The following is a 20,118-nucleotide window of genomic DNA, read 5'->3' as shown; positions in this document are numbered from 1 at the left end:
TTATAAATCCGTACCAAGTTACAAAATTGAGTAAAGAATCCGCCAACCTAATGACGAAAGCATTCAAAACAGTCGTTAAATGTAATATGGTTTTTATTATATAACAAGCTACTTTGTGAAAGAAGGTAGAAATATGCAGTATTTTGGGTGGAATTCCCAGATCAGCCCTGTGCATTGCACGACACAATTGTAGGGGCGTATGGCATACGCCCGATACACGCATTGTCGAAACGCGCAAATGTTTCATCATTGCATGTATTTTGATTGTCGTGTGCTGGGCGTATGCCATACGCCCCTACGATGCGTTCTGCAATGCATGAGGTTGTGTTCGCGCTTGGGGGATTGCGGGTCGGGGCCGCAATGACAGACAGACAAAAAAGGGCGAATAATAAAATTATTTGCGAAAATTTGTGTAATCTGCGTAATTTGCGTTCTATAATCTCCAAATCAAAAAGTACATAGCACATTAAAAAATTGATTAATGTCGCTTTGCGCCAATCAGCAAATCAGCAAATCAGCAAATCGGTAAACTGCGTTTCAAATACTGTCTGATAGACGAACAGGTCGGGGCGCTGCACTTCGGTCTGCGATTTGCGGCTAAGGCTGTCGAACTCTGCGGTTCCGTATCCTTGCAGCAGGCCGACTACCCCGTTAATCACGTCGTAGGGGTTGAGGCCCTGCTCGCGCACCTCTTCGGGCGCATTGGCGGCTGTGCGACCATAGCTCTGCGGGTCGAATGACAGGGTAACTGTTACGCTGGCGCGGCAATCCTGCACGTTGTCCGTCAAGTCCGTCGCGCTGATTATACCCATCCTGACCAGGGCACAGGGAAATGCCACCGGATAGCGATTTTTAACTGACTTCTTGAGTTGTCCCCTGTCGAGGTCTATCCAGCGCAGGCGCTCCTGCTCGACAAGCGGCTGCAATTGTGCCATAATGGCATTGTAGATTGTTTTCATTACACTATTTTTTTAAGTTCACGTACTATTTTCTCGTTGATTCGCCTGTTCAGTTCAGGCGTTGCCTTCATAAATGGGCGGGCGGGCATCTGGAAAGCTTTTTTTCCGTATATTTTGGCCGGCAGCCCGAATTGATGCACGCGGGCGTAGGGCGTGTTGTTTATGATTTTCACACCATTCTCGGTGCGTTGGTAGCTGAACGAATCGCCCAGCAGGCCTGTTTCCCCGGTCAGGACGCTGCGCGTTGTGGCCGCGCTCGAAAACCGCTTGCCCTCGGCATTCTTTTCGCTGCTGTGTCCGAACCACTTGCTTGACGGGTCCCTGCGCTTCACATCCTGCCAGTTTTCGCCATCCATACCCTCATTCTGGAACGATTCCCGAAAATAGCTTATCGCTTCCGTGGCCACAATATCTTTCATCGGCTCGCCGGTTAGCAGTTCCTCTATTTCGGCCAGTTTATCGGGCAGGGCTTTTTCAAACTGTTCCAAATCCATATTTTTTTGAGCGTTTAATTATTATTTAAGGGGCGGTTAATTGGTTATTCAATAATTATTTGTATCTTTGTGGCATTCGGGGTAGGGAACCAGTAACCATTCTGGCAATTCGTACCTTTTAAGATGAGGTTCTTTCGGGAATCTCATCTTATTTTTACTACCTCTTCCTGCACTACACAGACTATTTCTTTTATTCGGACATTTTTGGTCTCGTTTTCAAATAAATTCCATTGGTGCAGCGCCTTTTCTTCCGAGAACATTTTTTTATCGTGGAAGTACAAAACAACGACCTCAGCGCCTTGTCTGTTTGCCTTTTTAAAAGCATTTTTGATGGTGTATTTACCATCAACCTCAATGCCTTTTATGTCCATTATTTTCCCGTTCAGTTTTCCGTCGGGCGTTTTCAAACCATTGATTGACTTTTCGCTTTCAAGCACAATTTTATTGCCTTTCGCGAACAGTGCATTCACCGCCAGTCGCTCGTATTCGCCGCGTGCAATGCCCAGCGCGCCAATTTCCCTGTCAAAATTATGCTCCTTGTGAATAGCCGTCATAGCGCCTGTTTTAGCATCGAATCGAATGCCGCTATAGTTTTTGTCCGATACCAGCCTGCCGTATTCTTTTTTGCTGTTTTCAATTTTTTCTTTCGCGGCTTGACTTTCAGCCTGCAGCCTTTGCCCCTCTTTTATCACCGCCTCCCTCAGTTCCGGATCGGTATGCCTGTAATACGGCGTCTGCCGAATGTTGACAAACGAGGCGTGCAGGTAGGCATTGTTGTCGAATAGCGGGTCAAAGTCGTCGGGTTTTTCCGGCGCGCCTGTAACCGGCTTGTCCGTCTGCCGCACGCTGCACAAGCAGCCCCAGCGCGAGGGTGGCATCAGCCACATCCATGCGGGGTGATGGAACGGCAACACCGTGCCCACATAGCTCTCGTGGATGCCATCGGGCACGGCTGCCCGCGTATGCAGGTATTCGAGATTGGGATACAGCTTGAGGTTCTTCTCGTAGCCCTTGAGGTTCGCCGCCGTATTCAAGGCCCGTACCAGGGTGTTGTTAACAAATTTTCCATTTCCCATGCAACAAAACGAAAATTCCTGCATCTATATAATGGAAATATTTACCATTAAAAAACAATGACCATGAGAATCAAGCTATTAGCAGTAATTGGGTGCTGTATATTTTTTGCATCCTGCGAAAGTAACGAGCCAAACCAACCGCAGAAACTTCAGGAGCCGATAAAAATCAGATTGACGACTAATGAATCGGACATGACGGAGATGAACAGTAATTTTGCCTTGAAATTTTTCAGCGCTGTTTACGAGAACGAGAGCAACGAAAATATAGTGATCTCGCCGTTTAGCATGAGCATGGCGCTGGCTATGGTGCGGAATGGCGCGGAAAGCGAAACCAAACAAGCCATTCAGGAAGCCATGGGGATGGGCGATTTTCCCGAAACGGAAATAAACGACTATTTTAAGAAATTGCGCGAAAACTTTATCAAGACAGACCCTTCGCTCTCACTGGCCATTGCCAATTCGATATGGTACGATAAAAACCGGTTCCAAATCAAAAACGACTTTGTTGAGCTCAACCGGACGTACTACAACGCTCCCGTTACCGGCTTGGATTATAGCTCGCCCGATGCCCTTAAAACCGTCAACAAATGGTGTTCGGACAATACCAACGGACTGATAGATAAAATATTGGATAGACTGTACGATGTGAATATTTTGAATGCCTTATACTTCAAAGGCGACTGGACATATAAATTTGACAAACAACGCACCCGAAAGCAAGCCTTTAGCAAAGAGGACGGAACGAGCGTCAATGCGGACATGATGTCGGCCTCCGTTAGGCTGGATTATTACGAAGACGAATATTTGTCGTCCACTGCCCTGCCATACGGCAACGAGGCCTACCGGATGCTGTTCCTGCTTCCAAAAGCGGGCGTTTCGTTCAACGATATGCTGAACCGGTTGCAGGCGCCTGACTATTGGGCAACATGTATCAGCTATCGCAATCCGTGCGAAGTGGATGTTCTCATTCCCAAGTTCAAATTGAGCTATGAAAATAAGGAATTGACTAAAGTACTTTCGCAAATGGGAATGGAAATTGCTTGCAACAAAGGGCGGGCATATTTTCCGCACATAGCCGAGAATGTGAATTTTTACATTGCCAACGTTACACAGAAAACCTATATTGAGGTGGACGAAGAAGGGACAGAAGCCGCTGCTGTTACATCAATCGGGATGGCAGTTACCGGCATCAGGGAGACTCCATCTTTTGTAGCCGACCATCCATTTTTGTTTGCCATACAGGAAAATTCTACCGGAAGTATTCTGTTCGTGGGCAAGATTGGCAATCCAGCCCCCTAATTCCCCCGTGAGAGGCTGCCTCAAAAGTCTGTCATCCCGTGCCTGACACGGGATCTCCTAACAAAATCATTTGACTGTTAGGAGATTGCGGGTCGGAGCCCGCAATGACAACCTCAGAAGAACAGTTATGAGACAACCTCTACAAAGCCTCCACGGGAGGCGGGGAGGCTAAAGCATACGTCTTAGCTTTCAGAAACTCGCCAAATTTTTTTAAATTGGTATGTTGGGCTTGTTCGGCAGGCGTGATGGGGTTGCCCAGACGGATGTAGATGGTCTTGCCCTTTTTGTTATAGACTTCGTGCCCCAGCCTTAGCGAGCGCAAACGCCAATCGACCAAATCGAGGAAATTGAATATCCACGAGTTTTTTCCGCTGAAATACATCGGTATTACGGGGACTTTCGCTTTTTTTATCAGCTTGAGCACCGAGGCTTGCCATTCCCTGTCCTCGACTTCCAGCCCGAAATGCCTGATTTTTGTTTTTGAAACAGCTCCGGCAGGGAAGAAGCCCAGCGGGTGATTTTCGTTCAGGTGATTGATGGAAGCTTTTACTCCTTCAAGGCTCGACTTGTCGGCCAGTTTTCCACTGCTATACGGGTTGACGGTAATAAAATTCATGGCCATGGTGTCAATCATTCCCAGCACGAAGTTGACCATCATTTTGTAATCGGGACGTATGGAGGCCACAGTAGCAATGGCGGCAATACCGTCGATATGCCCGTAAGCATGATTCGATACGGTAATAAAGGGCTTGTCTTTAAATTGCTCCAGTACCCCGGCATTTTCCACAACGATATTTACGCCCACATCGGCCAGTAAATGCTTGCAAAATTCCACCCCTTCAAATTGCTTGGAGGAGTCATATATGCGGTTAACCTTGTTCATTCCGGTCAACCTCATCCCCAAATAGATGAGAATATCGCCGAATCGCCCTCTGAACAAAGGACTTATTTTCCGAATATCGTCTTTACTTATTAGCTTTTCTTTCATCGAAATTTACCAATTCTCTTAATCCGGTGCAAAGATAGGGATTTTTGAGATTGGTTTCAAAACCAGAATACTTCAATGTAGGGCAAACGCATGAAAAAAGTTAGAGCCTGCTCGTAAGGCAACGCCATAAGGTTAAGGCTGAAGGCCTTTAAGCATTAGCCTATCAGGACTTCTTTCATGCGTTTGCCTCACACATACCCCGAATCTGATAAAAAACAACTACATCTGTTTATCGCCTTACAAAAAATATATACCTTTGCCCAACTAAAAAAGATGTGAATGTTTTTCGATTCGTTGCAGTATGCCCTATTTCTGCCGGTGGTATTTATTCTCTATTGGCTCGTCTTCCGAAGCTATAGGTGGCAAAATGCGCTACTACTGGCAGCCAGTTTTTTCTTTTATAGTTGCTGGGACTGGCGGTTTGTGTCTTTGCTGGCATTCTCAATTCTTATCAACTACTGGGCGGGCCTACGCCTCAGCAAACCCGATAAACACAGCAAACTTTGCCTGACAATTGTCGTGATAGCGAATCTGGCTGTTTTATGCTTTTTCAAGTATTTCAACTTTTTCATCGAATCGTTCAACGACTTGCTTATTTCTTTTGGCTCCGGTTCGGGCTTGAAATCGCTGCATATTATTCTGCCTGTGGGTATTTCGTTTTATACCTTCCATGGCCTGTCCTACATTTTCGATATTTATAACAAGAAGATAGAACCTACCCGGAATATTATTGATTATTCGCTGTTTGTCAGCTACTTCCCCTTGCTGGTTGCCGGGCCTATCGAACGAGCCTCTCACTTGCTCCCACAGGTAAAAAAGCCGCGTTTGTTCAGTTACAGGCAAGCGGCTGACGGATTGAAACAAATATTGTGGGGGCTATTCAAGAAACTGGCAATTGCCGATGTCTGCGGGCAATTCGCCGACAGGATATTCGATAATTCGGCCAATTATTCGGCCAGCACATTGCTTTTGGGCGGATTGTATTTTACCTGCCAGATATATTGCGATTTTTCGGGCTATTCCGATATTGCACTGGGAACATCACGGCTTTTCGGCATCGAACTGCTCAAGAATTTCAATTATCCCTACTTTTCGAGAAACATTGCCGAATTTTGGCGAAGATGGCATATTTCGTTGTCATCGTGGTTCAGAGATTATCTCTACATTCCCTTGGGGGGAAGCCGGGGCGGAACATGGATGCGCATAAGGAACACATTTATCATATTCATTGCCAGCGGATTTTGGCATGGAGCCAATTGGACATTCATCTTCTGGGGAGGCCTGAATGCATTTTTTATTCTGCCGTCAATCGTCCTTCGCACCAACCGGAAGATGCTGAATACGGTAGCCGAAAACCGGTTGTTGCCCAATATAAAGGAGCTGGGACAATTGCTGCTGACATTTGTATTGTGTATCTTTGCCTGGATAGTTTTCAGAGCCAACAGCATTACACATGCCTACGAGTACATCACTGGAATATTCAACAAGAACTTGTTTTCCATGCCTGAGGTATATTACAAAGCCCCGCTCGTTTTGTTCGCTTTTTTGATGGTAGTAGAGTGGTTTGCCCGCACAAAAAATCATGGGCTCGAAAACTTGGGCAGCAACTGGCCGAGAGCTGTCCGGTGGGCTTTTTATTACCTGCTCATCATCCTGATTCTCGCATACAAAATAGTAGGGCCGCAACAATTTATCTATTTCCAATTCTGAAAGACTAAGGGCAATGAAAAAATTACTGGCAAATCTGTTTCTTTTTGTTGCAATCTTTGTGGTTGCGGTTATTCTCTTGTTGCTTTTTGCCCCTGTTCCCGAGATGCGGAAAACCAATATGCTCAATGGTATAGTTCAAAAAGATTCGTTGATGGAGCATGTTCCTCAGCCACGCATTATTGTCATCGGAGGTTCAAATGCGGCATTCGGACTGAATAGCCGGATGATAAAAGATTCGTTGAATGTGAACCCCATCAATGCAAGTCTGCACGCCGGTATCGGATTGGTTTTTGCGATGAATGAAGCCAGGCATTACCTTAAACCCGGTGATGTTTTAATCATATCGCCCGAATACAATCAGTTTTTTGGCGAAGTAGCTTATGGCGGAACAGAGGCGCTTCATGTTATATTTGATGTTTCCCTGTCCAATCTCAAATACCTGGATTTTTCCAATTACCACGCCTTCTCCAATTATCTTTATTATTACCTCCGCAGTAAAATTGATGAAGCCGGGTCGTTGAAGAAATCGGAGCTGTTTTATTCCGATAAGGCATTTAACCAGTATGGAGACATTGATACTCACTGGCCGCTAGAAAGAAGGAAGGCCACAACCATGATAGAAATTCTGGGAGAAATAAACCCCGGCGTGGTAGAAAAAGTGGAAGCGTTTTCGTCCGAAATGGAAGCGAAAGACATAAAAGTATATCTTGCCTATCCCGGATTACAGGCTTTTTCTTTCGATTCTTCCCGCGAGAGCATACACCAGCTGGACGACTTGTTCAGGAAATACAAGCTGAACTTGCTGGGGACGCCCGAAAGGTACCGGATGCCCGATTCGTTGATTTTCGACACACCCTACCACCTCACCGAAGATGGCGCAAACTACCGTACAAAACGCCTGATTGAAGACCTTAGAACGGCAGGATACAAATAAGGCGATCGGAAATAACCGGACGCCTCAAAAAACAGAAGCTAAATTATATGCAAAAAGATGTTGACCTGCGCATTACGCCCAAACAAGCGGCGGATGCGGATACAATAAAAACGATTTTTTCCGCCGAAACAGGCGTACTTTACCGCGACATAACATCGGTACGGATTCTCCGCCGTTCCATTGACGCCCGCCAGCGTAACATATTCGTCAACTTGCGTGTGCGCGCCTATATAAACGAAACGGCGCCCGAAATTCAGTTCGAGCGAGTTACATATCCCGATGTATCATATTCGCCCAAGGCGATTGTTGTGGGGGCAGGCCCTGCCGGTTTGTTCGCCGCCCTGCGCCTCATCGAACTGGGGATATGCCCTGTGGTGGTTGAGCGAGGCAAAAACGTGAAAGACAGGAAACAAGACACGGCGCTGATGAACCGCGAGCACATTGTCAATCCCGAATCGAACTATTGTTTTGGCGAAGGTGGAGCCGGAGCGTTTTCGGACGGGAAATTATATACCCGCAGCAATAAGCGCGGAAATATAGCGAAAATACTGACTGTTTTTTGCCAGCACGGCGCCAATTCCGATATACTGGTAGATGCTCATCCGCATATTGGGACAGACAAATTGCCGGACATCATCGAAAAAATGCGTCTGCAAATCATCGAATCGGGTGGCGAAATTCACTTCCTGACGCGTATGGATGCGCTTATCCTCGAAAATAAGGAGGTCAAAGGCATCGAAACCAATACCGGACAGACTTTTTATGGGCCGGTTATCCTTGCTACCGGCCATTCGGCGCGTGATGTCTATCGCATGTTACACCGGCAGGGCGTGCGTATCGAAGCCAAAAGCATGGCCATAGGCGTCCGCATAGAGCATCCCGCAGAGCTGATCGACCAAATACAATACCATAACCCCGAAGGCAGGGGCGAATACCTGCCCGCTGCCGAATACAGTTTTGTGGAACAAGTCAACGGACGGGGTGTTTATTCGTTTTGCATGTGTCCGGGTGGGATTATCGTTCCGGCGGCAAGCAACGGGCGACAGGTGGTAGTGAATGGCATGTCGTCGTCGAACCGGGGGTCGAAATGGTCTAATTCGGGCATTGTAACCGAAATTCATCCCGAAGATTTTCCCGAATATGCCAAATACGGAGAACTCTCCCTGCTTCATTTTCAGGAAGAATTGGAAGAACAAGCCTGGATACACGGCGGAAAAACCCAGGTGGCTCCCGCCCAGCGAATGGACGATTTTGTAAACAAACGCCTGAGCAAAGACCTGCCGCCAACATCCTACGCGCCGGGTATTGTTTCATCGCCTCTGCACGAATGGATGCCCCAGCCAATCAGTTCGCGTTTGCAGGAAGCATTCGGACTGGTCGAGAAAAAACACAGAGGCTACCTGAGCAATGAGGCCGTTTTGTTAGGGGTCGAAAGCCGCAGCTCTTCACCGGTCCGGATTGTTCGCGACAGGGAAAGCCTGCAACATACCGAAATCGCAGGGCTGTACCCTTGTGGCGAAGGCGCCGGTTATGCGGGAGGAATTGTCTCGGCAGCCATGGACGGTGAGAAATGCGCCGAAGCCATAGCTCTCCGGTTGAAAAAATAACAGAACACGATGGAGAACAACAAAACGAATTGGAAAAGGACATTCGCTATTATATGGGCCGGACAGCTGTTTTCTACGCTCACTAGTTCTATTGTTGGCTATGCGGTGGTATTCTGGCTAAGCATCGAAACCGGATCGGCTGAGGTGCTGGCTTTTTCGATGATTGCGACTCTTTTGCCACAGCTCGCGCTGGGCTTGGTTATGGGTGTATTTATCGACCGCTGGGACCGGAAGCGCACCATGATATTCGCCGATGGCTTTATAGCTGCCTGTACGGCTGTGCTTTGCCTGATGCTCTTGTTTGGAGAAGCGGAGATTTGGCATATTTACGTTTTGCTGGCAGCCCGCTCGTTGGGCAGCGCTTTTCATTCTCCGGCCATGCAAGCAAGCGTGCCTCTGCTTGCCCCCGAATCGGAATTGATGCGTATAGCAGGCGTTAATCAAATGATTTATTCGATAAGCAGTATAGCAGGGCCTGCTTTGGCGGCATTGCTCATCAGCTTGTTCAACATAACCTGCGTGCTTGTGCTCGATATTGCCGGAGCTATTATCGCATGTACCTCCCTGCTGTTCGTTACCATTCCCAATCCCGAAAAGGAAGAAGGGAAAGAGCGGCACATTTTCAGGGAAATGAAAGAGGGGTTGTATGCTATTTTCTCGAAACGCGGACTGGCCTGGTTGTTTTGTTGCGATGTGTTGGTGATGTTTTTCATTATCCCCATCTCGGTACTGTTCCCCTTGATGACGCTCAATCATTTCATGGGCAATACTTACCAGATGAGCGTGGTGGAAATTTCGTGGGGAATAGGTATGCTTGCAGGCGGGGCGGTAATAAGTTTGAAGCGAATGAAAAAAGCCAATAAAATTATTCTGATAGCCCTGACCTGTATCACCATTGGGTTGACGTTCTTTTTATCGGGACTGTTACCCGCCACAGGACTAATCGCATTTGTTTTGCTGACAGCCATCAGCGGCCTGGCAGCCGCCATTTGGAACAGCGCGTTTACGGTAATACTGCAAACCAAAATCGACACGGCTCTGCAAGGCCGCGTATTTTCTACCTACGACAGCCTGATGCTAATACCTTCCATACCCGGCTTGCTGGCCACCGGCTTCATCGCCGAAAGCATCGGCTTGACAAACGCCTTCGTTTATTCAGGAATAATCATCTGCATAGTAGGTATTGCCCTGTTCTTTATACCATCGGTTATGGAATTGGGGAAGATTCACCTCTCCCCCGCCCCTCTCCACAAGGAGAGGGGAGAGAGTACGCTCCCGTGATTTTGTTATATGATGATTTTTTTCTGTCGCTATTGCCGCTGGCGCGGGCTTGCAGCCCGTGCCCCAATTGTCTGAATCAGAATTTACAGGATTATAGGATTTGCAGGATTTCAACATTCCCCGGCTGTCATTGCGGGCCTGACCCGCAATCCCCCAAGCGCGAGCCCAACCCCGTGCATTGCACAACGAATTGTAGGGGCGTATGGCATACGCCCGATACACAAACTATCGAAACCGGCAAATGTTTCATCATTGCATTGATTGGGGTTATTGTGTGCTGAGCGTATTCGATACGCCCCTACGATGCAACCGATATTGGTTTTGATTATTGTGTATTTCGAACGTACGCCATTCTCCAAATTTATTTGCGAAAATCGGCGTAATCGGCGTAATTAGCGTTCCACCGATGTTCGAACACGCACCATCAAAACGCGCAAAACACAGAAGTTTTGTTCCATGCACAGGAAATTGCAGGTCGGAGCCCGCAATGACAGTTGAACGGAAGAGCTGTTCCGCCGATTGTTTGGTGCAGGAATTGGGAATAATATTTGTTCTTTTCTACATGACAGCAGCACGCCCATTCTTTCGGTACTAATTGTTTGGCAGTTTAATAAAAAACACTACCTTTGTGGTATTATCTAACAAATGAAAATGGTATTATCTCACAAATGAAAATGGTATTATTTTACAAATATACTTTTAAATAACTGATTATATGACATATATAAACAGATTGGTCGATAAAGAAATAGAGGAACGTTTAGGATTCTCCGGGGCATTGCTGATACGCGGAGCAAAGAGTTGTGGAAAAACTTTTGCAGCGCAACAACATGCCCAAAGCGAGGTGTTTGTTGATACGGATGCGAATGTTGCCGGATGGATGGCTGCCGACCCCACATTACTACTGCGTGGAGAAACGCCTCGTTTGCTTGACGAATGGCAAATATACCCGGAACTTTTCAACTATGTCCGTAGGGAGGTGGATCGTAGGCAGAGTTCGGGACAATTCATCCTTACCGGTTCGGCAAATCCTGTACTTGAGGCAAAGATTCACTCCGGCGTTGGTCGATTTTCAATATTGCGGATGAGGCCGATGTCTCGTTTCGAGTTGGGGTTTTCTAGCGGACAAGTTTCTCTTCGCGATTTACTCAACAGCGAAGGTAGTCCCGATTTTAAGGGCATGGATGAGCGGGTTTATTCTGTAGAAGAAGTTATCGAACAGTTGATTTTCGGAGGTTGGCCAGGCCTTTTAGGGAGAAATTTAAAATCGGCGATTCAATTTTCTCGCGATTATGTGGGGCTGACTGCCGATACGGATATTTCACGAGCTGACGGAGTGAAGCGAGATGCGGCAAAAGTATTGAGGTTTATACGTTCATTCGCTCGTAACATTGCAACGCAAACTCCCATTTCTACCATGGTTGAGGACGTAAAAGGCTCGGAAGGAGAAGTATCCGAAAATACAGCGCTTTCGTATATTGATGCACTTGAAAAACTGATGATTATTGAAGATTTGCCTGCTTGGAACACCCACATTCGCTCTACTGTTGCCCTTCGGACAACGCCCAAACGTCATTTTGTCGACCCCTCTTTAGCCATTGGAGCATTGGAACTTTCGGTGGATGATTTATTGAATGATTTGAACTACACCGGCTACCTGTTTGAATCGTCTGTTGTTAGAGACTTGCGTGTTTATGCCGAAATAATTGGAGCCAAAGTAAGTTTCTTCAGGGATGCAAAAGAGAGGGAAATTGATGCCATTGTACATAAAGCGGATGGAACATGGGCAGGTTTTGAAGTAAAATTAGGAGACCGCAGAATAGATGAGGGCGCTCAATCATTGTTGAAAATTCACACCATTTTAGACTTCGACAAAGTTAAACACCCATCTTCTCTAAATGTAATTACCAGTAGCGGTTTCCCCTATCAACGCAAAGACGGAGTCAATGTGATTCCCATTTCCGTACTTGGGTGTTGAAGTAAATGCAAGTAATCGCCTCTTTATCGGCATTCCCATTCCTCAAAACTAATACCGCGCCACATTTCCGCATAAAATTTTCAAGTTATTTTCCGACAAAAAGCCTTGTTTCGGAGATTGTTATTTATGCAGGGTTTTATAATTTACGTAATAACTATTTACTACACAATGCCAAACATGCTTCTGTATCCGGCGTTGTATAATTAATTTATTGTAGTATCTTTACCCTTGATAAGGGTGGGTTATGGAGAATAACCGACTTATTATTTAGCTATTAAACAAAATTAAATACAGAACCATGAAACAGTTGAACCCTTTTAATCTGAAAAAAATCTTGTTTGCTGTCGCAATTCTTCTTTGCGCACAAAACACTATGGCTGACGAACCACTGGCTATGCCCGAAAATCCTTTTATTCGCGTGGATGCCAAGGGCGACCGTATTTTTACTGCCGACCCATCGGGACATGTTTGGGCTGACGGTCGTTTGTATGTGTATGCTTCACACGATGTTCAACCGGCAAAAGGTTGCGACCGGATGGACAAATACCACATATTTTCAACGGACGATATGGTCAACTGGACCGACCACGGCGAAATACTCTCCTCTCAGGATGTACCCGAAAGTTGGAGGCACCCCGACGGTGGCTGGATGTGGGCGCCCGACGCTGCTTACCGGAATGGAACCTATTACTTCTACTTTCCGCACAAAGACGGCACAAACACCTGGCATATAGGCGTGGCAACCAGTACCGAACCTGCCGCCAATTTCACAGTACAAGGCTACATTCAGGGCATGTTCTCGGGCATAGACCCTTGCGTATTTATCGACGACGACGGACAAGCTTACATTTATCAAAATGGTAGCGGAGGCCCTGCCGGAGGCAAGCTGAAAGAAAACATGATAGAACTGGATGGAGAAATGAAAACCATGTCGGGCGTAACAGGCTTTCACGAAGGAACTTGGGTGCATAAATACAATGGCCTTTATTACCTGTCGTATGCCGATGGTTATGATACCGATTACACACACAACAGGATGCAATATGCCACCAGCACAAACCCGCTTGGCCCATGGACATCCCGCGGCGTTATGCTGAACGGAACAACCGAAGGAACAACCCATGGTTCGATACTCGAATACAAGGGCGAATGGTACTTGCTTTACCACAACAATGTACTCTCTCACGGCACAAATCCGGGTGGGGGCGCCCGGTCGATATGCGTTGATAAATTGTATTACAACACCGATGGAACCATAAAAACTGTTATTCAGACAGGACTTAAACCGGCTGATCCGGTTATCGGAACAAAATCGATACCCAACATGGTTTTGGCCGAAAACTATACAACCGGAGCCAAAGGCGTAACATGGAACGATACCGACAATGTAAACGATGGTGAAATATACCGGAACGATGGCGCGGATATTCAGATTTGCGCCGAAGGAAAAGCCAATATCTTTAACATTGTTGCAGGCGAATGGCTCAGCTATACACTCAGCGTTCCGCAAACGACCAAATACAAATTGGAATTTAGAGTAGCTTCGAAAGATGGGGTGCAGGGCGCTTTTCATGTGGAAGTGGACGGCGTAGATAAAACCGGACCAATAGCAGCGCCCAGAACAAATGATCCGCAGATATGGACTTCCGTTTTCCTTTCGGATATTACGCTGAATGCCGGATCGCGCAAAGTGCGTATTTGCATGGACAAACCGGGTTTTAACTTTGCTAATTTTCTGATTAGCTACGATAGACCGGCGCCGGCGACAGGCAAAAAAATTACCCTGAAAGCTATGGATAAATACCTGACATTCAACGCGCAAAACCAACTGGTTTGTGATGCTACCAGCATAACGCCCGAATGCGTGTTCACCGTTGAACAATCTACTACGGGTAAATATGTGCAGTTGAAAGCCTCTAACGGAAGGTATGTGAGCGCAAAAGGCCTCAAAGTGCCTATGACAGTTGAAACTGCCAGCTCTAGCGCATCCATGTTGGTATGGAATGATGCGGGAACCAATCAAGTTGGGCTGAAAGGTGCACTTATAAACGCTATTGTCTGCTCCGAAAACGGTACCAAACCGGTGAATTGCAACCGTTACGAAATAGGCGCCTGGGAAAAATTCACCTGGGCGGAATATACAGGCTCTTCGATTGAAGCACAGGAAGTTGTTGAATCTGAGTTACAGGTATATCCTGTTCCTGTTGCGGCCAGCAAGCCGGTTACCGTAAACTTTAATGTAAAAGAAACATCGCAGGTTTCGATACAAATAATAGATTTACAAGGCCGTGTATGCAAAAGTCTGGAACAGGCATACAATGCAGGCAACCAAAAAATTGACGTATCCACAAGCGGAATTCCAAGCGGACCGTATATGTTACGCGTACTTTCGCCCGAATTTTCGATAACAAAGAAACTCCTTGTTCTTTGATAAAAACAAGGAAGTATTAGTCAATAACAGCATACGAAATACAGGAACGCCAATTACCAGGGCAAACCCTGAAAAATTTTAGTACTACTGTTACGAATGAGATTCCTCCCTTTGGTCGGAATGACTCGCCCATTGGTGGTTTAAGGGATGAGGAAGTGGCGGCGAAGCCGCCACTTCCTCATCCCCTCTCCCAAAAAGGAGACCGTCATTCCGACCAAAGGGAGGAATCTCCTGCTCATATCAGCAACTTTACCGAAAGGCATAAGCAGTAAAATTTTTCATGCAGTTGCCCTGGTAATTGGCGTTCCTATCTGTGTTTTTTCAGCTTTTTGACCTATATGAATTAAAAAAAGCTTTATAAATTCGTCTTTTATACATAATATTTGTACCTTTATCACACTTGTCCAAAGGGTGTATCTATACTTGTTGGTCAAATGAAACAAAACCTTGAAAAACAACTATTTATGGAGAGAAGAAAATTTTTAAAAACGGGCGGAGCTGCCGTTGGTAGTATGATGGCGTACTCTGCTCTTGGAAAAACATTGGCTGATGCGGTCGCAAATGCAGGCCCATCGAAAAAAATCCGCTATGCACTGGTGGGTTGCGGACATCGTGGCTCGGGAATGTGGGGAAAACAACTGGTTGATACCGGCTACAAAGATTACGTCGATTTTGTGGGCTTCTGCGATTCCAATCCGGGTCGGCTCAATTACATGAAAAAGGCGACCGGAACCGATTGCCCGGTTTTTACCGACTTCGATCAGATGTTGAAAGAAACCAAACCCGATATGGTGATGGTTACAACGCCTGATGCAACTCACGACCAATTTATTATCAAAGCCTTGGAGGCCGGTGTTGATGTGATTACCGAAAAACCGATGACCACAGACGAACACAAATGTCAGGCGATATTGGACGCTCAGGCTCGTAGCGGGAAAAAGGTAACGGTTACGTTCAATTACCGGTATTCGCCTCACCGCGCCAAGTTGTACGAATTGTTGCGGGCAGGCGAAATTGGCGAAATTACCTCAGTTGATTTCCATTGGTACCTCGATACTTCGCATGGCGCCGATTATTTTCGCCGTTGGCACGCCTACCGTAAAAACAGTGGTAGCCTGTTGCTGCATAAATCAACGCATCATTTCGATTTGCTGAACTGGTGGCTGGCTTCCGAACCCGAAGAAGTATTTGCTTTTGGCGGATTGGAATTCTATGGGAAGAATGGGAAGCAGAGAGGAAAAAATTGCCGTTTATGCGACCACAAAACAAGCTGTGATTTTTACCGCGACTTTTCTAAAGATAAACGCCTGACGGAAATATACATGGCTAACGAGCATTACGACGGCTATTTCCGCGATGGTTGCGTTTTCCGCGAAGATATTGATATATTCGACAAAATGGCGGTACAGATACGTTACGCCAATAAAGTGCAGGTAAGTTACTCGCTCACCACCTATTCGCCCTACGAAGGCTATCGCATTGCCTTTAACGGGACAAAAGGCCGCTTGGAGGCCTGGATAAAAGAACGCCAACCCTGGGAAGAAGAAGATGGCGATGTGATATACCTGACCAAAAACTTCGGCAAGAGAAAGATTATCCGCGTGATGCCCCAATCCGGCGGACATGGTGGCGGAGACCCGATACTCCATTCTCATGTGTTCAAGAAACAAGTGTTGCCCGATACGCTTAATCAAGCTGCCGGTGTGCGCGAAGGAGCCATGTCGGTGCTGATAGGGATAGCCGCACGAAACAGCATTGACAGTGGGAAACCCGTCAAAATTGATTCGCTGACTACCTTGAAACCAAAGGCGAGCACGTTGTAAAAAAGCCCCCCAGCCCCCCGTAGGGGGGAAGCCCCTCCAACCTCCCCGGAGGGGAGGCTTTTGAAATCCCCCCTACGGGGGGTGGGGGGCTTGGCTGTTTACCTGTACTTGCAACAACCCGGCAAAGCGTCATAAACCGCATCGTCGGCCTTGTCTTTGTCGGTATCGTGTCCGGATTTTGCTATGGCTTTGCTGATGGCATCGACCGATGTTTGATGCGAATCGAAGTTCAGGTGAACTTCTTTTTTCTCGCCGTCCCATGTTGCAGCGCTTACGCCTTTAACCCCTGAAGCCGCTTTTTCTATGCGGGCTTTGCACATATCGCACATTCCCTGTACACCCAGCATAGCATGTTCGTCAGCCACCACCGATACTTCTTCGCTGGGAGTAGCTTCGTTGCCCGCAGCGTTTGAATTACTCGAATTACAGGCCGATAATATCAACATGCCGGCAACAATTGTCAAAAAATACTTTTTCATTTTTAATTCTATTTTTAGTTAGTACTCTGTCTTTTTACCACCAGCCTCCCCTAGAGACTGCTGTCATCCCGTGCTTGACACGGGATCTCCTAACAGAGGGGCAAAACATTGTGCCTTTATCAGGAGATTGCGGGTCGGAGCCCGCAATGACAACTGGTTCAAAAGCCTCCAAAAGCTTTTACCTTTTCCTTTCTCCTTTTGGAGAAAGTACCCGTAGGGGGATAGAGGCCGGGGAGGTTGGAGGGGGCGTATTCATCATACTCCGTTTCCCTTCCAGTTGTGCGCTGGCATCAATCGAGAAGGCGCCGTTTGTTACTATCTCATCGCCATCGGTTATACCCGAAACAACTACATACGAATCGCCCAGGGCTGGTCCCAATTCAATCTCCCGAAGCATAAACGCAGGCGATTCCACATCGGGTTGTTTGAGGTAAACAATCGAGCGTTTTCCCGTCCACAAGATGGCCGATTTGGGTATGACCAGCTCGTTGTTGTATTGTTTTAATGGCGCTTTCACATTGGCGGAAGCATACATCTCGGGTTTCAACTGCATTCCCCGATTGCCTGTTTCTACCCTGACTTTGGCTGTGCGGGTTGTTTTGTCGAGCAAGGGATCGATAAACGAAATCTTACCGCTGAATGTTTTTCCGGGGATGGCTTGCAAGGTAAATTCTATCCGGTCGCCCACTTTCAGAAAAGGAAGATCGACTTCGTATGCATCGAATAGTACCCATACTTGCGAAAGATTGGCAATGTCAAAGAGCACATTCCCCTGATTCACATATTCCCCCTGATTCACATTTTTCCCAACCACAATGCCGCTGGTATTTGCTTTTATCTCGATGTATGGATTTGCCTTTCCCGATTTCTCCAGCCCCTCTATCTGCTCATCCGTCAATTTCCACAAGCGCAGCTTTTCTTTTGCCGCTTGCAGAAGCAGTGGTTGTACCGATTGCATTTTTGCCGCTTCCAGCAATTCTTGCTGGGCGTTCAATAATTCGGGCGAGTAAATGGTGGCGATTGTTTGTCCCTGCCGCACGCTTTCGCCTGTAAAGTTAACAAATAGTTTCTCAATGCGCCCGCTTATGTGCGATGTTTGCGATTGAGATAAGCGTTCGTCGGCCTGTACGGTTCCGTACAGTTGGATGTCCTTCACCGGATTCTGGCGGCTGACCTGGGTGGTTTGGATATTTGCCAATGCCACCGCCTCTTTCGATAGCAGGATGGCATCGGGGTCTATCGCCTCACTATCGGCGCCTGAGCTTTGCAAAGGTGTCAAATCCATTCCGCAAAGAGGACATTGCCCCGGTTTGTCCTGCTTTATTTGCGGATGCATGGAGCATGTCCATGTTTTCACAGTTCCTTCCTCGTGTACATGTTCTGCTGCATCGTTGTGCTCCGGCGAACCGCCAAACAGCAACCATCCCAGCAACAGTCCGGCTACAAGCACAAGTCCGTAGCGGATGTAGTTATTCTTCAGTATATCACTTATTTTAGTTGTTTCCATAAGGTTTGCTTTTTATTGTTCGGTATCTTTAAATGAAATCAGTTTTTGCAGGGATGCGACCAGTATATTGTAGTTGGCAATGGCTTCGGCATTCTTCAAGCGGTAATCCAACAACTGTCGCTGGATTTGTATCACATTGCTCAAATCGCTTTTCCCCGAAATAAATTCCTGTAAGGCTAAATTATAGGCTGTCTGCGCCAGTTCCGATTGCTTTTTGTATAGCGCTATTTTTCCCGAAGCATCCTCCAGCCGGTAATTGGTTTGGTACAACTCCGCTTCCAGAGCGTTGCGGGTATTGATGTATTTTTCGCGGTTGGCTTGTTGCAGGTAGCTGCTCTCCCGTTGTTGCGCCTTGTATTTATTCCGGTAGATAGGAATACTGACCGAGACCATCGGCATAATCATGTCAGCCCCCTCCATACCTCCCCCCATAGAGGAGGCTTGCATAGGATTCTGCATAGATGCCATTTCCGAAGTCCCCCCCTTGGGTGATTTAGGGGGCTGTATCAGCATGTATTGCAATCCTATTCCAAACATCGGGTAACTCATTTTTTTATCCATTTCGGCTTTGGCTTTGTAGGCCAGCCCTTCTTCGCTTATCATTCCCAGCATCGGGTTTTGTGCCGCTATTTTATTCATTGCCGAAGAAATATCGAACAGAAAGGGAATGGGCGAAAATGAATCGGGGATGCTAACCTCACTCCCCGAAGGGCGATTCAGCAAAGCATTGAACCGGGCTTTTGCCGCCTTTATTTCCGATTGAATACTTTCGATGTTGTTATCCAGTTCCGCCATTTCCAATTGAATGCGCAACACATCCTGCATACCACCGGAAGAGCTGCCCATGCCCCCTTGCATACCTCCGGAACTGCTCATGGAAGTCATGCTGTTGCTTTGAGCAGGCTGTTGAAGGCTTGCATTTCCCATTGATGCCATCCCGCCACCCGTTGAAGCAGATGTGCCGGATGGAGAAGTGGGAGGGGCTGGGGAATATCCTGAAGTCGAACCGGCGGAAGGGGAAGCAAATTTTCGCAAAGCCAATTCCTCCAACTGGGTCAGATAGCTTTTGTTCTCGCGGTTATTTGCCAGTTTTTGTTGCAAACTGCAAAGGCTAAACCACTGTGTATAAACTTCCAGATAAAGATTATCGCAACTTTCGCGGAATTGCTCGAATGCCATTTTTGCCATGTGGACAACTTCGGTTTGCGCCGCTTTTTTGGTTCCGAACCAAGGGAACATTTGCATCAACTTAAATTCGGCCACCTGTCGCCCGTCAACAATATCCATCGGTTTCAAGAAGAAGCCCATTTCGAGTTGCGGATCTTCGTAAGCGCCGGCTTGCGAAACTTTTTGCAAGGAGGCCTGATAGCTCAAAAAACCGGCCTTGACACCCGGATTGTTCCGTGCGGCAACCTCCAGATAATGACTGAGCGAATCGGTTTGTCCATAGCTTGATACCGGACAAATAATGATTAAGAACCACGATTTTAGTAGGATTCTCCTGATTCTCAAGATGCTATTTTGTATTTTTTCTTTTGTCATAATCATGTTC

16 protein-coding genes and 1 pseudogene are annotated in these 20,118 nt (G+C 46.9%); 9 read left to right on the top strand and 8 right to left on the bottom strand.

All coding sequences use genetic code 11. The features are described from left to right. The 4 genes from ACYPWY_RS11785 to ACYPWY_RS11770 all read right to left on the bottom strand — a co-directional run. The coding region (locus ACYPWY_RS11785) for a hypothetical protein (RefSeq protein WP_459685725.1) at positions 1-250 on the bottom strand (250 nt) is incomplete at its 3' end. A 256-nt stretch (positions 251-506) separates the two neighbouring features. Further along, entirely contained in the window at positions 507-839 is a 333-nt protein-coding gene (locus tag ACYPWY_RS11780; RefSeq protein WP_459685724.1) for a hypothetical protein, read from the bottom strand. 119 nt (positions 840-958) lie between these two features. Then, on the bottom strand, positions 959-1,453 hold the full coding sequence (locus ACYPWY_RS11775; protein WP_459685723.1) for a phage virion morphogenesis protein: 495 nt from the start codon (positions 1,451-1,453) through the stop codon (positions 959-961). A 143-nt stretch (positions 1,454-1,596) separates the two neighbouring features. Then, positions 1,597-2,529, bottom strand: a complete 933-nt coding sequence (locus ACYPWY_RS11770) for a CdiA C-terminal domain-containing protein (RefSeq protein WP_459685722.1) — start codon at positions 2,527-2,529, stop codon at positions 1,597-1,599. Positions 2,530-2,592: 63 nt separating this feature from the next. Between ACYPWY_RS11770 and ACYPWY_RS11765 the strand changes: the two genes are divergently transcribed. After that, a complete protein-coding gene (locus tag ACYPWY_RS11765; protein WP_459685721.1) occupies positions 2,593-3,828 on the top strand; it encodes a serpin family protein in 1,236 nt (411 codons plus the stop codon). Between the two features lie 139 nt (positions 3,829-3,967). On the opposite strand, the gene ACYPWY_RS11760 is transcribed toward ACYPWY_RS11765, so the two are convergent. Further along, a complete protein-coding gene (locus ACYPWY_RS11760) occupies positions 3,968-4,816 on the bottom strand; it encodes a 1-acyl-sn-glycerol-3-phosphate acyltransferase (protein WP_459685720.1) in 849 nt (282 codons plus the stop codon). A gap of 279 nt (positions 4,817-5,095) precedes the next feature. Between ACYPWY_RS11760 and ACYPWY_RS11755 the strand changes: the two genes are divergently transcribed. From ACYPWY_RS11755 to ACYPWY_RS11720, 8 genes and pseudogenes are all read left to right on the top strand, one after another. Next, a complete protein-coding gene (locus tag ACYPWY_RS11755) occupies positions 5,096-6,526 on the top strand; it encodes an MBOAT family O-acyltransferase (protein ID WP_459685719.1) in 1,431 nt (476 codons plus the stop codon). A 13-nt stretch (positions 6,527-6,539) separates the two neighbouring features. Further along, positions 6,540-7,460, top strand: coding sequence for a hypothetical protein (locus ACYPWY_RS11750; RefSeq protein ID WP_459685718.1), 921 nt, complete (start codon positions 6,540-6,542; stop codon positions 7,458-7,460). 47 nt (positions 7,461-7,507) lie between these two features. After that, on the top strand, positions 7,508-9,067 hold the full coding sequence (locus ACYPWY_RS11745) for an NAD(P)/FAD-dependent oxidoreductase (protein ID WP_459685717.1): 1,560 nt from the start codon (positions 7,508-7,510) through the stop codon (positions 9,065-9,067). A gap of 9 nt (positions 9,068-9,076) precedes the next feature. After that, positions 9,077-10,348 (top strand): MFS transporter, encoded by a 1,272-nt coding sequence (locus ACYPWY_RS11740; protein WP_459685716.1) that lies wholly within the window; start codon positions 9,077-9,079, stop codon positions 10,346-10,348. 715 nt (positions 10,349-11,063) lie between these two features. Next, positions 11,064-12,326, top strand: coding sequence for an ATP-binding protein (locus ACYPWY_RS11735; RefSeq protein WP_459685715.1), 1,263 nt, complete (start codon positions 11,064-11,066; stop codon positions 12,324-12,326). Between the two features lie 298 nt (positions 12,327-12,624). Beyond that, positions 12,625-13,602: pseudogene (locus ACYPWY_RS11730) on the top strand (family 43 glycosylhydrolase); the annotation flags it as partial. 48 nt (positions 13,603-13,650) lie between these two features. Beyond that, the gene (locus ACYPWY_RS11725) at positions 13,651-14,757 is read left to right on the top strand and encodes a carbohydrate-binding protein (protein ID WP_459685727.1); all 1,107 of its coding nucleotides are present in this window, start codon (positions 13,651-13,653) and stop codon (positions 14,755-14,757) included. Between the two features lie 464 nt (positions 14,758-15,221). Then, positions 15,222-16,580 carry a Gfo/Idh/MocA family protein gene (locus ACYPWY_RS11720; protein ID WP_459685714.1) on the top strand — a complete coding sequence of 453 codons (1,359 nt, stop codon included), beginning with the start codon at positions 15,222-15,224 and terminating at the stop codon, positions 16,578-16,580. A 98-nt stretch (positions 16,581-16,678) separates the two neighbouring features. Here ACYPWY_RS11720 and ACYPWY_RS11715 read toward each other — a convergent pair whose 3' ends face one another. The 3 genes from ACYPWY_RS11715 to ACYPWY_RS11705 all read right to left on the bottom strand — a co-directional run bounded on the left by ACYPWY_RS11715 (position 16,679) and on the right by ACYPWY_RS11705 (position 20,108). Then, positions 16,679-17,059, bottom strand: coding sequence for a heavy-metal-associated domain-containing protein (locus tag ACYPWY_RS11715; RefSeq protein ID WP_459685713.1), 381 nt, complete (start codon positions 17,057-17,059; stop codon positions 16,679-16,681). A gap of 178 nt (positions 17,060-17,237) precedes the next feature. Next, positions 17,238-18,566 carry an efflux RND transporter periplasmic adaptor subunit gene (locus ACYPWY_RS11710; protein ID WP_459685712.1) on the bottom strand — a complete coding sequence of 443 codons (1,329 nt, stop codon included), beginning with the start codon at positions 18,564-18,566 and terminating at the stop codon, positions 17,238-17,240. A gap of 12 nt (positions 18,567-18,578) precedes the next feature. After that, positions 18,579-20,108: a TolC family protein gene (locus tag ACYPWY_RS11705; RefSeq protein ID WP_459685711.1), complete on the bottom strand. Its 1,530-nt coding sequence runs from the start codon at positions 20,106-20,108 to the stop codon at positions 18,579-18,581. Positions 20,109-20,118: the final 10 nt, after the last annotated feature.

The sequence above is a fragment of the Viscerimonas tarda genome, assembly GCF_054601255.1.
Note: the sequence above shows the minus strand (reverse complement) of the source record. Positions and strands in the feature narration are given on the sequence as shown.